The sequence below is a fragment of the Paenarthrobacter sp. E2MeOHC11 genome, from assembly GCF_058744955.1.
Genome location: NZ_CP196673.1, coordinates 1,349,760 through 1,362,013, shown reverse-complemented (window position 1 = coordinate 1,362,013; position 12,254 = coordinate 1,349,760). Strand labels below are relative to the sequence as shown.

Sequence of the window (12,254 nt, the reverse complement as noted above, 5' to 3'; positions counted from 1 at the left end):
GGGCCTACGGCGCCCAGGCCCGGGCTACGGATTCCAGGGCCGCCTCGTAGATTCCGGCCCAGTCCGTCGCGGGATCGTTCATTTGTGCCAGCTCGAGGCTGACCAGTCCGTGGACTTGTCCCCAGATGGCCATCGCCACCACCGCGGGGTTCTGGGTCCGGACCTTCCCTCCTGACTGCGCCGCGATGACTGCGTCCACCAGGGGGAGCATCGAGTCGGAGGCGACCTCCGGCGTCGGACTGCATTCGACGTAGGCGGCCATCGCGCCGCCGAACATGAGGCGGTAGAGGGCCGGGTGCTCCAGCGCCCACGCGCGGTAGGCCCGGCCAAGCCCCAGCAGCCCGTCCTTGGCGGCGTGACGTTGGGATTCGCCGAAGGATCGGAAACCGTCGTCGACGGCGGCCGTCAACAGTTGCGCCTTACCGCCGAAGAGCGAGTAGATCGCGGATGTGGACGTGTCTGCCGCGGCGGCCACATCCCTGAGGGTCACGCGGGCGGGCCCCTCACGGTCCACGAGTTCGGCGGTAACCGCCAGAAGCCTCTGCTGGACGTGCTGATCATGAACGATGGGTCTTGCCATGCCTTCAAGTGTTTCATAACATTGTTTCATAACGATGTTACGAAACCTGGCTTCAGGAACTTCGCGGTTCCCCGACTGAAGGATTCACATGGCACAGGAGATTTTCCCCGGCCGCTTCACTGCGGACATTGGGCGCGGGACCGTGACCGTCTTCCTCATTGGGATGCGGGCCAACAAGTGGTGGAAGACGGGCCGCGTAGCGAAGGTCGCGTCCGCCATGCCCACCATGATGCGGCACCTGGCTGCCAACCCGGAGGCTGGCCTGCTGGGAAGCGAGCAGTGGTTTGGGCGGACCACCATCCTGCTTAGCTACTGGGAAAGCCCCGAGCATCTGAGGCGCTTTGCTGCGGACCGCGATTCGCCTCATCTGGGTCCATGGCGGAAATTCATGAAGGAGATCGCCGGCAGCGGGGACGTCGGCGTGTGGCACGAGACCTACCAGGTGCCGGCATCTGGCATTGAGGTGGTGTACAACGGCATGCCACTGTTCGGATTAGCCAAAGCAACCTCGCACGTACCCGTCGGTCCCGGCAGCAACACGGCGAAGCAGCGCATGGGCACAGCAGGCCGGCCGGCCCATTAAGCGACCGCGACGGCGTCGGTCCGCTCGGACTTGAGGGTCCGGCGGAGGTGGGGCGAGGCGTCGAGCTTGTCCTGGGCGGCGCGAAGCGCGCGGACGGCGGACTCCAACTGCTCCGGCGGCAAGGTGTAGGGGACGCGCAGGTACTGTTCAAAGGCGCCACCCGCCCCGAAGCGGGGCCCGGCTGCCAAGCGGAGCCCGAAGTCCGGTGCCAGAACGGTCAGCGCCGTGCTGCATGGAGAGGGGAGGCGGCACCAGACGGTCAGCCCGCCCCGGGGGCGCTCGGCCTCCCATTCCGGCAGGTGCTCCGCAAGCAGTCCCAGCAACGAATCCCGGTTGTGGCGGAGCTCCTCAAGGCGGGCGTCCAACGGCTCGGCGAACGATCTGACCAGCCGGGCGGCGGCCAACTGCTCAACCACAGGCCCGCCGAGGTCCATGACGGTCCTCGTCGCCACAAAGCGGGCAATCAAGGCTTCATCAGCGCGGATCCATCCGGTCCGCAAACCCGCCCAGTGGGATTTGCTGAGCGAGCCAATAGACACCACGGCGGGACTGAAGGCCGACATCGGCGCGGTGCGGACGTCGTCGAGGTTCAACCCGCGAAGCGTCTCATCCACCACCAGCACAGTCCCGGACGACGTGGCCGCGCGCACGAGTCGCCGCCGCTGCAGATCGGACATGATGCGACCCGTGGGGTTGTGGAAGTCGGGGACGAGGTAGGCCATCGCGGGCCTCTGCTGGTTCATGGTGGCCACCATCGCATCGATGTCCCAGGCGGGTGAGGTGCCGGCTGGCAAAGCGACCGGAACCGGCTTGCATCCGGCAGAGCGGATGGCGTCCAGTGCGTTGGGGTAGGTGGGGTGCTCCACCAGGACGCGGTCCTGCTTCGCAGCCAAGGTCCGCAGCACGATGTTGAGGGCGTGCTGCGCACCGGAAGTGACCAGGATCTGGCCGGCGGATGTGGGCACGCCCTCGGCTGTGTACTTTTCCGCGATGGCTTCACGCAGGGCCGGCACTCCGACGGCGTCGTACCCAAAACCCGGGAGAAGTGCGGGAAGTTCGGTCAGCGCGTCAGCGAACGCCCGATGCACCACCTCGCCTGCTGCTGGCAGTGAGGCGTAGGCAAGGTCCAACAGTCCGTCCGGAACCGCGAGCCCGGGCGCGCTGACTGGTACCGTCCGGTGCGGGATGCAGGTCCTGCCGCGGCTGCCCTGCCCGGCGGTGAGGAAGCCCTGCTCGCGCAGGCTCGCATACGCGGCCGTAACGGTGGTGCGGCTGAGGCCAAGTGTCTGCGCCAGCGCGCGTTCGCTGGGCAGTGCGACGTCCAGCGGGATGCGCCCGTCCATCACCAGCAAACGTACGACGTCGGCCAGCTCGCGGTAGGCGGGCAGGGCGCCGGAGTTCCATTTGCCCATGAGGCGGGCGAGGGCAGTGGGATTCAATGAGCCGGACATAAGACCAGTATTCCAAACTGGCTATGGAATACAAGGCCAGTTTCCTTGGAAGATGTATTCCATGATGACCCGAAGAATCACACAACTCCTGATCGGCCTCGCGATGTATGGCATCTCCCTGGCCATGTTCATCCGGGCGGGCCTTGGCTTGGACCCCTGGGACGTGTTCCACCAAGGCGTGTCCCAGAAGACCGGCTTCAGCATCGGCGTCGTGGTTATCGCGGTCAGCTTCCTCGTCCTGCTGCTCTGGATTCCGTTGCGGCAAATGCCCGGAATCGGAACCATCGCCAATGCTGTCCTGGTGGGGCTCTTTGCCGACCTTGGGCTATGGCTCATCCCGGCGTTCTCCCATCTCGGCGGACAGATCGCCATGCTCGCCGGAGCCGTGATCCTCAATGGCATCGCATCGGCCTGCTACATCGGCGCCAGGCTCGGCCCCGGTGCCCGCGATGGCCTGATGACCGGCCTGGTCCGCCGCACGGGATGGTCCGTCAGGCTGGTCCGCACCGGCATCGAAGTGGTGGTCCTGGCTGTGGGCTTCCTGCTGGGAGGCTCGGTTGGTGTTGGAACCGTTGTGTATGCCCTCGCCATTGGCCCGATCGTGCAGGTATTGCTGCCGAAATTCATGGTGCCGGAAAAGACCGAGGCAACGGCCCCCACGGAAGCCGTGGAGGCCGCTCCCGCCGCTTGACCGCCGGATGGCGTAAAGGGACCGACGGCGGCAAGCAACTGTTCGCGGACCGTTGGAAAACTTTGGGCGGCTGGGTGATTACGGGGCCGGCTGGCAGCGCGGGCAGAAGTAGATATCCCGTTCCTCAGTTCCGTCCGGGCCAGCCAAGAGACCGCGCCGGACGGTGGTCCCGCAGCGCCTGCAGGGTTGGCGTTCCCTGCCGTAAACCCAGTACCCGGGCCTCATCGCGCGCGGTCCAAGAGTGGTCCGTCGTCCTGGACCCAGGTTTTCGCCGAGGAGGCGTTTGGCATCGTTGACCGTCTTGGCCAGATCGGGAACTTCTCCGAGGGGCAAGGCGGGATGGATGCCGGAGAGGAAGCACGCTTCGCAGCGGTAGATGTTGCCGATCCCGGCAAGCTTCCGCTGGTCCAATAAGGCGAACCCTACGGTGATGTCCGGTTCGGCCCGGAGCCTGCGCAGTGCTTCCACTTCGTCCCAGTCCGGGCCGAGCAGGTCCGGACCCAGGTGACCGACGATCTTTTCTTCCTCAGCTGTGGGGACCACTTCCAGGATACCCAGCGAGAATCCGACGGCGTCCGCCGAGGCCGTGCGGAGCACGCACCGCGCCGTGTGGCCCGGTTTGGTCCAGCGACCACCCGGCGGATAGATCATCCAGTTGCCCTCCATCTTCAGATGGGAGTGGATGGTCAGGGCCCGGGGTTTCCTGCTGGCGCCGGGTTCCCCGTCAACCGGGCCGGTGAGGCGCATCAGCAGGTGCTTGCCCCGCGGGACCACTTCGGTCATGGTCCACCCCGCCAGGTTCAGGGTGGCGAAACGGGGCACACGGAAGTCGGAGGCAGTAATGGTTTGCCCGGCCAAGGCCTCGTTCAGATGCGAGGCGGCGCGCCAAATGGAATCGCCTTCAGGCACGGATCCGGAGTCCCTTCGGAGTGGAGTAGGCGCCGGCGGCCGCGAGGGCAACGGCAATAGGGGTTTCGAGGAGGTCGTGTCCGTTGACCTTCTCCATGAAGAGCTTGTCCACGGCACCGCGGCGCACCACATCCACCAAGGCTTGGGCCGCAAGTGCCAGTACGGCATCGTCCTGGCTGAAGGTGAGCAGCGTCTTGCCGCCGCGTTCGACGTAAAGGACCAACACGCCGTCGACCATCACCACCAGGGCTCCGGCCTTCCGCCCCGGGCGGTGCCCGGACCCGGCGTCGACTGACAAGGCAGGCCAAGGCAGGGCGGCGCCGTAGGGGTTGGCCGGATCTGTTGCGGCCAGCGCCAAGGCCGAAGGCTCTGCCTTGGAAATACGGGCATCCTCCGTGAACGATCTCAGCCTGTCCACCGTCGCGGGGACAGCGAATTGGGCAGCCCCCAAATGCTCGATGAAGTAGCCGCGGCGGCACCGGCCAGCCTCCTCCAACCGGGCAAGCACTTTGTACATGAGCCCGAAGCCGCCAATGATGTTCTCGGCCATGACCGAGCCCCGGGTCACCACGCCGTACCTGTCCAGCAGCAGCTCAGCCGTGCCGCGGGCATGGATGGTGGGGTCCAGTTCCGGCGCGGGCAAAGCGGACCAGCGGCCTACAGCCGAAGGCGGCGCCGGCGCGATACCACTTGAGACCGAACCGTAGCGGCCTCCGGTGAGTCCGGGAGAGCCCAGGAGGCCTGTTCCATGGGAGCGGCCCAACCTGCTCAGGCGCGGAGCCCGCGCCCTCGGTGCCTTGGCCACCTGCCGATGTGCGGTCTTGCCGCCGGCGATCATGGCACGCACGGGAGCAAAAGTGTCTCCCGTAACCCGGCCGGCCCACACAAGGTCCCACAGGGCAGAAACCACGGCGTCGTCGCTCAACACCGAATCCATGCCGCCTGCCACTTCCGTGAGTTGCCGGAAGAAATAGCCACCGCCCGCGCTGAAGTGTTCCAGAAGCCGCTGTTGGGCATCGCCGGGTTCGAACTCCGGGGACGGGTTGAGGGTCAGCTCAGCGGAATCGGCCACATGAAGGCTGATCCAGCCGTCGTTCCCGGGCAACGACCCGGCGCCGGACCAGAGAAGCTCGCCTGCGGCCATCAGTTCGTCGAGCATGGCCGGTTTGTAGTCCGCCACCCGGCTCGCCAGTACCAAGGGCTCCCAGGCTGATGCGGGGATTGGCACGCCGGACAGTTGGTCCACGGCCGTGATGATGCCGTCCAATCCACGCAACGCCTGGCTTCTGGACTTGCCGGGCGCGGTGACGTTTTGCCAGGCCGGCAGGAACCGGCCGTAGGCGGCTGTGTCCACAGGCTCCACTTCGGCCCGGAGTGCAGCAAGGGAACGACGCCGGAGCTTCCTCAAGACCTCGGCATCGCACCACTCGCTGGACGGCGGGGCATCCGACGTCATGAACTCGGGATCTGCTCCCTCCGCTGTGGCCTTGGGGGCGACAACGTGCGGACGGAACTCACCTTCCACCACGCGACCATCCCCGGCAAGGCGTTTCAGCGCAGTATTAACGACAGCGACGCCAAGGCCAAGCCGGGCTGCAGCTTCCGATGCAGTGAAGGGCCCGTGCGTGCGGGCATACCGCGAAACGAGGTCACCCAAAGGATCATGGACCGGCTCGATAAAGGCCAGCGGCACACCCATAGGCAAGGGAACGCCGATTGCGTCGCGAAGTCTCGCGGCATCCTCCACTGCAGAGAAGCGTTCGACGCCGCCAATGGTCACCTTGAGCGCACGGTTGGCTTTCTGCAGGGCAGCGAGGTGGGATCCGGCATCGGTGACCGTGCCTGGTGGCGCGGCCGGCGGCGTTTCCTTGAGTTCTTCTACGCCCTCAACTTCAGCTGGTTCCACTCCTTCAAGCCGTTCCGCCACTTCTTCAACGCTGAGCGGACCAAGCAACCGTAGGAGATCTGCGACGCCCTCCATCCCACGCACGCGCCGGTCAGGAGCCAGCCGCTGCAACTCCATTTCCGTGGAATCGATGACTGCCGCGTCCAGGAGCTCGCGCAATTCCACGCGGCCAAGGAGCTCGTTGAGGAGCGTGGAGTCCAAGGCAAGGGCAGCAGCCCGGCGTTCCGCCAATGGGGAGTCGCCCTCGTAGAGGAACTGGGCCACATAGCCGAAGAGCAGCGATTTCGCGAAGGGGGAGGGTTGCTGTGTTGTGGTCTCCACGATCCGGAGTTCACGGCGCTCCACGGAAGCCGCAATGTCCTTCAGCGCGGGGAGGTCGTAAACATCCTGCAGGCATTCACGCACCGTTTCGAGCACGATGGGGAATGAAGGGTATTTTCGGGCGACGTCCAGCAATTGGGCTGAGCGTTGCCGTTGTTGCCACAGCGGTTGGCGCTTTGCGGGATTCTGACGGGGCAACAGCAAGGCCCGGGCAGCGCACTCACGGAACCGTGAGGCGAACAGTGCGCTGCCGCCGACTTCTGCGGTGACGATCTGTTCCAGTTCCTCAGGGTCGAACAGGAACAGCTCCGCGCCGGGAGGCTCGTCTTCCATCATGGGCACGCGGAGGACGATGCCATCGTCAGCTGCCATCGCAGAGCCGTCCAGACCGTACCGCTGCTGGAGCCGTTGGCCCACGGCCAGGGCCCACGGCGCGTGGACAGGCATTCCGAAGGGGCTGTGCAGGACTACGCGCCAGTCGCCAAGCTCGTCGTGGAACCGTTCCACCACCAGCGTTCTGTCGCTGGGCACTATCTCCGTAGCGTCCTTCTGTTCCCTGAGGTACTGGAGGAGGTTGCTGGCAGCGAAGGCATCCAATCCGCTGGCCTGGCAGCGCTCCATGGCAGGCGCCTCATCGGCCGCGGAGAGTTCGCGGATGAAGGCACCGAGCGCCCGTCCGAGGTCGACCGGACGGCCCAGGGAATCGCCCTTCCAGAAGGGGAGTTTGCCGGGCTGGCCAAAGGCAGGGGAGACCAGTACGCGGTCGTGGGTGATGTCCTCGATCTTCCAACTGGTGGCTCCAAGGGCGAAGACATCGCCCACCCTGGACTCGTACACCATCTCTTCATCGAGCTCGCCAACGCGGCGTCCGCCCTTGGCTGCGCGAGCCGAAGCTGTGGGTTCACTTCCGTCTGTGCCGCCGGGGGAGGACGATCCCTCAACTTCCGTACCGATGATGTACACGCCGAACAGCCCGCGGTCCGGGATGGTTCCACCCGACGTAACAGCCAAGCGTTGGGCGCCGGGCCTGCCCTCGATGGTCCCTGCGTGTCGATCCCAGATGATCCGGGGCCGTAGCTCAGCGAATTCGTCGGAAGGATACCTGCCCGCCAACAGGTCCAGCGTGGCCTCAAACGCGGAGCGGGGCAGGCTCGCGAACGGCGCTGATCGCCGAACCGTGCTGAACCAGTCCTCGACGTCGATACTTCCCAACGCGGTTGCCGCGACTGTCTGCTGGGCAAGGATGTCCAAGGGATTGGTGGGGATGCTCAAGCGTTCAATCTGCCCGCTCAGCATGCGTTCCACTGTGACACTGGTGTGCAGGAGATCAGCTCTGTGCTTGGGGAACAATACGCCCTCGGAAATCTCGCCCACCTGGTGGCCGGCACGCCCCACGCGTTGGAGGCCACTGGCCACCGACGGCGGAGACTCCACTTGGATGACCAGGTCCACGGCACCCATATCGATGCCGAGTTCCAGTGACGAGGTTGCCACGACGCAGCGCAGTCTGCCGGATTTGAGGTCGTCCTCGATCATGGCGCGCTGGTCCTTGGAAACGGAGCCGTGGTGTGCGCGCGCCAGCACGGGATCTGCGCCGGTAGTGCTCCCCGCCTGCGCCATCATATGGGCCGGGGTGGCGGTGGACGCCGGAACGCCGGGGTTCGTCCCGGAGCCAGCCCAATCTCCACCGCCAACCGCCATCAACTGGCGTTCGGCGTAGATTTCATTGAGCCGTGCCGTCAGGCGCTCGGAAAGGCGCCGGGAGTTGGCGAAGACAATGGTGGATTGCTTGGACAGGACCAGGTCAACGATCTGTTCCTCCACGTGGGGCCAGATGGAGGCCTGCGGCTGCAGGCCAGACGCGGGGCCGGAATCGAACGCTCCGGCCGCCCCCTGCAGGTCCGACATGTCCTCTACAGGAACTGTGACAGTAAGGTTCCAGTTCTTCTTGGACGGGGGTGCCACGATCTCCACTGGTGCTTGGCCCGCCAGGAACTGGGCCACCAATTCACGCGGTTGGACGGTAGCTGAGAGTCCGATGCGCTGAGCAGGTTTAGGCAGCAGGGCATCGAGGCGCTCCAAGGAAACGGCAAGATGTGCCCCGCGCTTGGTGCCGGCCACAGCGTGCACTTCGTCGATGATGATGGTGTCCACTTCGCTGAGCGTCTCCCGGGCACGGGAGGTCAGCATCAGGAACAGGGACTCCGGTGTGGTGATGAGGATGTCCGGAGGGTTGGTCAACAGCGTGCGGCGATCCGCCGCCGTCGTATCTCCTGAACGGACGCCGACGGTGACCAGCGGAGCGGGCAGCCCCAAACGCTTGGCGGTCTGCGTGATGCCGATCAGAGGTGCGCGCAGGTTGCGTTCGACGTCTACGCCCAGCGCCTTGAGCGGTGAAATATAGAGGACGCGTGTTTTCGTTTTGGGGCGCCTGGCGCGACCCTTGCCGTTCGCTGGGACGGATTCCAACCCCGGTAGTGCATCTGACGGCGTGGAATGCAGCCGGTCCAGGGCCCACAGGAAAGCCGCGAGGGTTTTACCGGAACCGGTGGGGGCTACTACCAGTGCATGCGAGCCTGATGAAATCGCGTTCCAGGCCCCGTCCTGCGCGGGCGTGGGCTCGGAAAAAGCGCCGAGGAACCATTCCCTGGTTGCCTGGCTGAAACGGCTGATGGCGCCATCCGACGCCTGCGGCTGCTGCATTCCTCCATCATGCCCCACGGCCCCGACAGAATAAGCCGGAGCCGTAGGGACAAGGTCAGACTGCCTGGAACGCGGTGATGGTCAGGAGCTTGATGCCGGCGTTGCTGCACGCATCGTGCGGCTCGGCGACGAACAGCGATGCGGTGTCGTTCGGCGGGTAGATACGGAAGCCGGCCGCTGGGACCTTGGTGCAATCGCCGTAGTTACCGGCCTGCGTGTAACGGATTTCAGCCCACGCCGACTTGCCCGGCGCCAGTTCGATCTTGGTGACCGGGGTGGTGGTTTCACGGGTTGCCGGTTCGCCGATCGGTTCACCACTGGCATTGGCGGTCAGGGAGACACCCGCGAAGCCTTCCAGGATGCAGCTGGTGCTCCCGGAGTTCGTCAAGATCAACTTTTCGTAGATGCTGCCCGCCGCTCCGCCGCCGGTGGAGTCAGTGGCCGCAGTCAATGACGCAGCTTTGCACAGGGTGGAGTCTGCTGACGTGGCAGTGGCCGACGACGATGGCGTCGTTGTAGCCGTTGCAGAAGGTGAACTGGGCGTCGCCGAGGCCGACGGAGTCGAAGTGGTGGGCGGGGCACTACTTGTTCCCGCCGGGCTGGGGCTGGGCCCACAGCCGGCCAGGAGCAGCAGCGAAGCGGCCGCCGTCGTCGTCACAAGTCCTGTTTTAATGCGCTGAGTCCACATGGGCACCAGCCTTGCGTTGGCCGTGACACGAGTCAATTGAGCCACGGCCAAGTGCATGGATTGGCGCCCGGATCGTGATCTTCCGGACGCCAATCCAGCGTCAATTACTTCGAGGAATCAGCCTTGGCCACTGCGGGCTTGGCCGCGCGGCTGCGGAAGAAGGCCGCACCGCCCAGACCCAGGCCAGCGATGCCGGCGATCAGGCCGGCCCAGCTGCGTGCCTGCGAGCCGTCGTCGGTGACCGCGGAGGCCTGCTCGGTGGAGACTGCTGTGGCAGCGTGGTGGTCGCCTTCCGCGGCAGCGGCGGTGATGGTGACCGACGGTGCCGGGGCCTTGAGCTCGTGCTCATCCTGCCCCTCCTTGGCGATCTCGGACCAGTCAGTCTGCCCCTGCTCGCAGGTCTGCAAAGTGGGGAAGTAAATGGTCTTGCCCGCTGCATCCGGCAGCTTGACTGACAGGACCAGTGCATCGCGCAGGTGCGGATCCAGCGGTGCCTTGGCCGTGTACACGATCTGGCTGGTCCTCTTGGTGATGGTGGTGCCGTCATCCAGCTTCTTGGGTTCGGCGAGGGTCTCTGTCACCTTCTCAACGGTCCAGTTCGGGTTGACAGTCGGCTGGGCGTCGTTCAATTCCTCGGGCAGTGAGATGGCGACTTTGGTGGTGCCGAAGGTGTCGCAACCGTGGGGTATGCCGAAGGTGACCAGCGCGTAGGAGTTTGCAGCAGTCTTGTTGGGATCTGCCCCAACATGCGCTGAGGCTCCGGCCAGGCCGGCCATCATCAGGGCGGCAGTTCCACCGGCGACAGCGGTGGCGGAAAGGGTGCGACGGAGGGCGGACTTGTTCATGGGATTGCCTTTCGGGGGCGCCGGCGGAAGCGGCGCGGGGGTACGGGTTTGGGGCCCGTCACCATGCAAAGGCTTTGCGTTTGCGGCGCGCTGTTGCGACGCCGTGGTGCCGGGCGGAACTAAGGAAGTACGACGACGGCGGGCGGGCCGCGTCGGCTGTCTTGCCTGAGGTTCCGCCAAGGGCGGGGGATGAAGACATCGGGCGTGCCCGGTGCGACAGGCGAGGCGCCGGCGTCGGGCCTGAACACCAAGGTGGGCAGCGCCAGCAAGGGCCGGAGCCAGGCTGCGAGCTGCCAGAGGGCGTCCTCGCCCTTGGTCAGAATGACGGCAGAAGCAAAGGTAGCCAGGACGTGGCCCACCAGCATTATGGCGCCAAAAGCTGTCCCGAGCTCATGGGTGTGCGTCGCTGCGATGTCCACCCCGGGGCTCAAGGATTCGCCGCCGAGGTGGTGGTTTGCCCCCGGACCGATGGCCGTGATGGGGCTCAACGCGGTGAAGGCCTCGTGAAGTGCCAATTGTCCCGCGCCCAGGAGGCCTGCCATGGTAACGAGGTTCAACTTGAAACGGGTAGCCAGCGTGGCAACCAGGGCTGTCAGCGCTACGAGCGCCAGCAGGACCGGAGCTGTGGGCAGCGTTCCGCCGCCCGCAACGTGCGCCCCTGCAGCGAGAAGAACCACCACAAGCGAGATGACGCCCGACCGCAACGCATGGAAGGGAGCCCTGGTCCGCGATGAGCGCACGTGGTCCTCCCTGATCTCTTTGGCTGCTTGATTGTCGGCGTCTTGATTCTATCGGGAGTTCGGCGCCGAACAGGCCTCGGATGGGTGGCTATGTGGATACCTGCGCCGAGGGGCGGGATCTCGGGGCTTTGGAAGAGCCAAAGGGGCGGGAGCTAACCCCTCGCGCGCCGGACGAACGTGGGTTTCGGCGGTTCAGGCACCCTGGCTCCTGGCATGGAACGTCGACGGCGGAGCTCCAGTTTGAGGCTTTCCTCGCCGCGCGCCATGGCCCAGTGGTGATTGGCAGAGAAGGCGGGTTTGAGAAGCCAGCTCAGCCGACGGAGCAGTGGTTTGGCTGCGCTGACCCGCCAATCGTAGGTGATGACGACTTCAGGTCCATCCGTCTCGAACCGCCAGCGGCCCGTTCCGTTAAGGTCCCCTGTTGCCGTGAGGGCAAAGCCGTCGAGGGTCACAGGTTCGGTAACGGTGAGCCGCCAGCGCAGGGTGTATGGGAGCCAGCCCTTGGTGTGGAGGTCGAAGCTGGCGCCAACGCCGTCAGGTCCGCCGTCGGCGACATTAGTGACCGTGAGATAAACGGAGGGCCACCATTGCTTGAGCGTCGCTGCGTTGCCGAGGACGCTCACCACTTCCTCGCGTGTGCCGGCCACGCGCCACACGGTGACGAACGCGTAGTCGGTGCTTTTGCTTGTGTTAGTGGTCCCGGCCATGATTGCCTCCGCGGTCCGCAGATTCCGAGTGTGTCTGATGGCATCCGCGATTAATCTACTCTTGGCTGCGCCGAAGGGTTAGATCCCATGCCTTGGGAAGTGCTGAGATCTAACTCCTCGGCGGTGGGGG

10 protein-coding genes are annotated in these 12,254 nt (G+C 65.4%); 2 read left to right on the top strand and 8 right to left on the bottom strand.

Translation table 11 applies throughout. From position 1 onward, the window contains the following. Positions 1-4: 4 nt before the first annotated feature. Positions 5-580: a TetR-like C-terminal domain-containing protein gene (locus tag ACSSVG_RS06205; protein WP_492417920.1), complete on the bottom strand. Its 576-nt coding sequence runs from the start codon at positions 578-580 to the stop codon at positions 5-7. Between the two features lie 88 nt (positions 581-668). On the opposite strand from ACSSVG_RS06205, the gene ACSSVG_RS06200 reads away from it, so the two are divergent. Next, positions 669-1,163 (top strand): DUF4188 domain-containing protein, encoded by a 495-nt coding sequence (locus tag ACSSVG_RS06200; RefSeq protein WP_231341266.1) that lies wholly within the window; start codon positions 669-671, stop codon positions 1,161-1,163. On the opposite strand, the gene yczR is transcribed toward ACSSVG_RS06200, so the two are convergent. Further along, complete coding sequence (gene yczR / locus ACSSVG_RS06195) at positions 1,160-2,614, bottom strand: MocR-like transcription factor YczR (protein WP_492417918.1); 1,455 nt, start codon at positions 2,612-2,614, stop codon at positions 1,160-1,162. The genes ACSSVG_RS06200 and yczR overlap by 4 nt on opposite strands. Positions 2,615-2,675: 61 nt before the next feature. Here yczR and yczE point away from each other — a divergent pair, with 61 nt between their 5' ends. Beyond that, positions 2,676-3,305 carry a membrane protein YczE gene (gene yczE, locus ACSSVG_RS06190; protein ID WP_231341268.1) on the top strand — a complete coding sequence of 210 codons (630 nt, stop codon included), beginning with the start codon at positions 2,676-2,678 and terminating at the stop codon, positions 3,303-3,305. A 78-nt stretch (positions 3,306-3,383) separates the two neighbouring features. Here yczE and ACSSVG_RS06185 read toward each other — a convergent pair whose 3' ends face one another. The 6 genes from ACSSVG_RS06185 to ACSSVG_RS06160 form a co-directional block, all read right to left on the bottom strand. Beyond that, complete coding sequence (locus ACSSVG_RS06185) at positions 3,384-4,214, bottom strand: DNA-formamidopyrimidine glycosylase family protein (RefSeq protein WP_492417916.1); 831 nt, start codon at positions 4,212-4,214, stop codon at positions 3,384-3,386. Then, positions 4,207-9,144: an ATP-dependent helicase gene (locus tag ACSSVG_RS06180; RefSeq protein ID WP_492417914.1), complete on the bottom strand. Its 4,938-nt coding sequence runs from the start codon at positions 9,142-9,144 to the stop codon at positions 4,207-4,209. The genes ACSSVG_RS06185 and ACSSVG_RS06180 overlap by 8 nt, the downstream gene beginning before the upstream one ends. Positions 9,145-9,199: 55 nt before the next feature. Continuing rightward, complete coding sequence (locus ACSSVG_RS06175; protein ID WP_492419157.1) at positions 9,200-9,832, bottom strand: DUF4232 domain-containing protein; 633 nt, start codon at positions 9,830-9,832, stop codon at positions 9,200-9,202. A gap of 104 nt (positions 9,833-9,936) precedes the next feature. Next, the gene (locus tag ACSSVG_RS06170; protein WP_231341271.1) at positions 9,937-10,677 is read right to left on the bottom strand and encodes a YcnI family copper-binding membrane protein; all 741 of its coding nucleotides are present in this window, start codon (positions 10,675-10,677) and stop codon (positions 9,937-9,939) included. A 119-nt stretch (positions 10,678-10,796) separates the two neighbouring features. Next, entirely contained in the window at positions 10,797-11,417 is a 621-nt protein-coding gene (locus ACSSVG_RS06165) for a hypothetical protein (protein ID WP_492417912.1), read from the bottom strand. 152 nt (positions 11,418-11,569) lie between these two features. Continuing rightward, positions 11,570-12,124, bottom strand: a complete 555-nt coding sequence (locus ACSSVG_RS06160) for an SRPBCC family protein (RefSeq protein ID WP_492417910.1) — start codon at positions 12,122-12,124, stop codon at positions 11,570-11,572. Positions 12,125-12,254 lie beyond the last annotated feature (130 nt).

Bases quoted from the DNA above. Each gene is read 5' to 3' on its own strand.
- ACSSVG_RS06205 (WP_492417920.1), bottom strand. From the start codon at position 580: ATGGCAAGACCCATCGTTCATGATCAGCACGTCCAGCAGAGGCTTCTG.
- ACSSVG_RS06200 (WP_231341266.1), top strand. From the start codon at position 669: ATGGCACAGGAGATTTTCCCCGGCCGCTTCACTGCGGACATTGGGCGC.
- yczR (WP_492417918.1), bottom strand. From the start codon at position 2,614: ATGTCCGGCTCATTGAATCCCACTGCCCTCGCCCGCCTCATGGGCAAA.
- ACSSVG_RS06170 (WP_231341271.1), bottom strand. From the start codon at position 10,677: ATGAACAAGTCCGCCCTCCGTCGCACCCTTTCCGCCACCGCTGTCGCC.
- ACSSVG_RS06175 (WP_492419157.1), bottom strand. From the start codon at position 9,832: ATGTGGACTCAGCGCATTAAAACAGGACTTGTGACGACGACGGCGGCC.
- ACSSVG_RS06160 (WP_492417910.1), bottom strand. From the start codon at position 12,124: ATGGCCGGGACCACTAACACAAGCAAAAGCACCGACTACGCGTTCGTC.
- ACSSVG_RS06180 (WP_492417914.1), bottom strand. From the start codon at position 9,144: ATGCAGCAGCCGCAGGCGTCGGATGGCGCCATCAGCCGTTTCAGCCAG.
- yczE (WP_231341268.1), top strand. From the start codon at position 2,676: ATGATGACCCGAAGAATCACACAACTCCTGATCGGCCTCGCGATGTAT.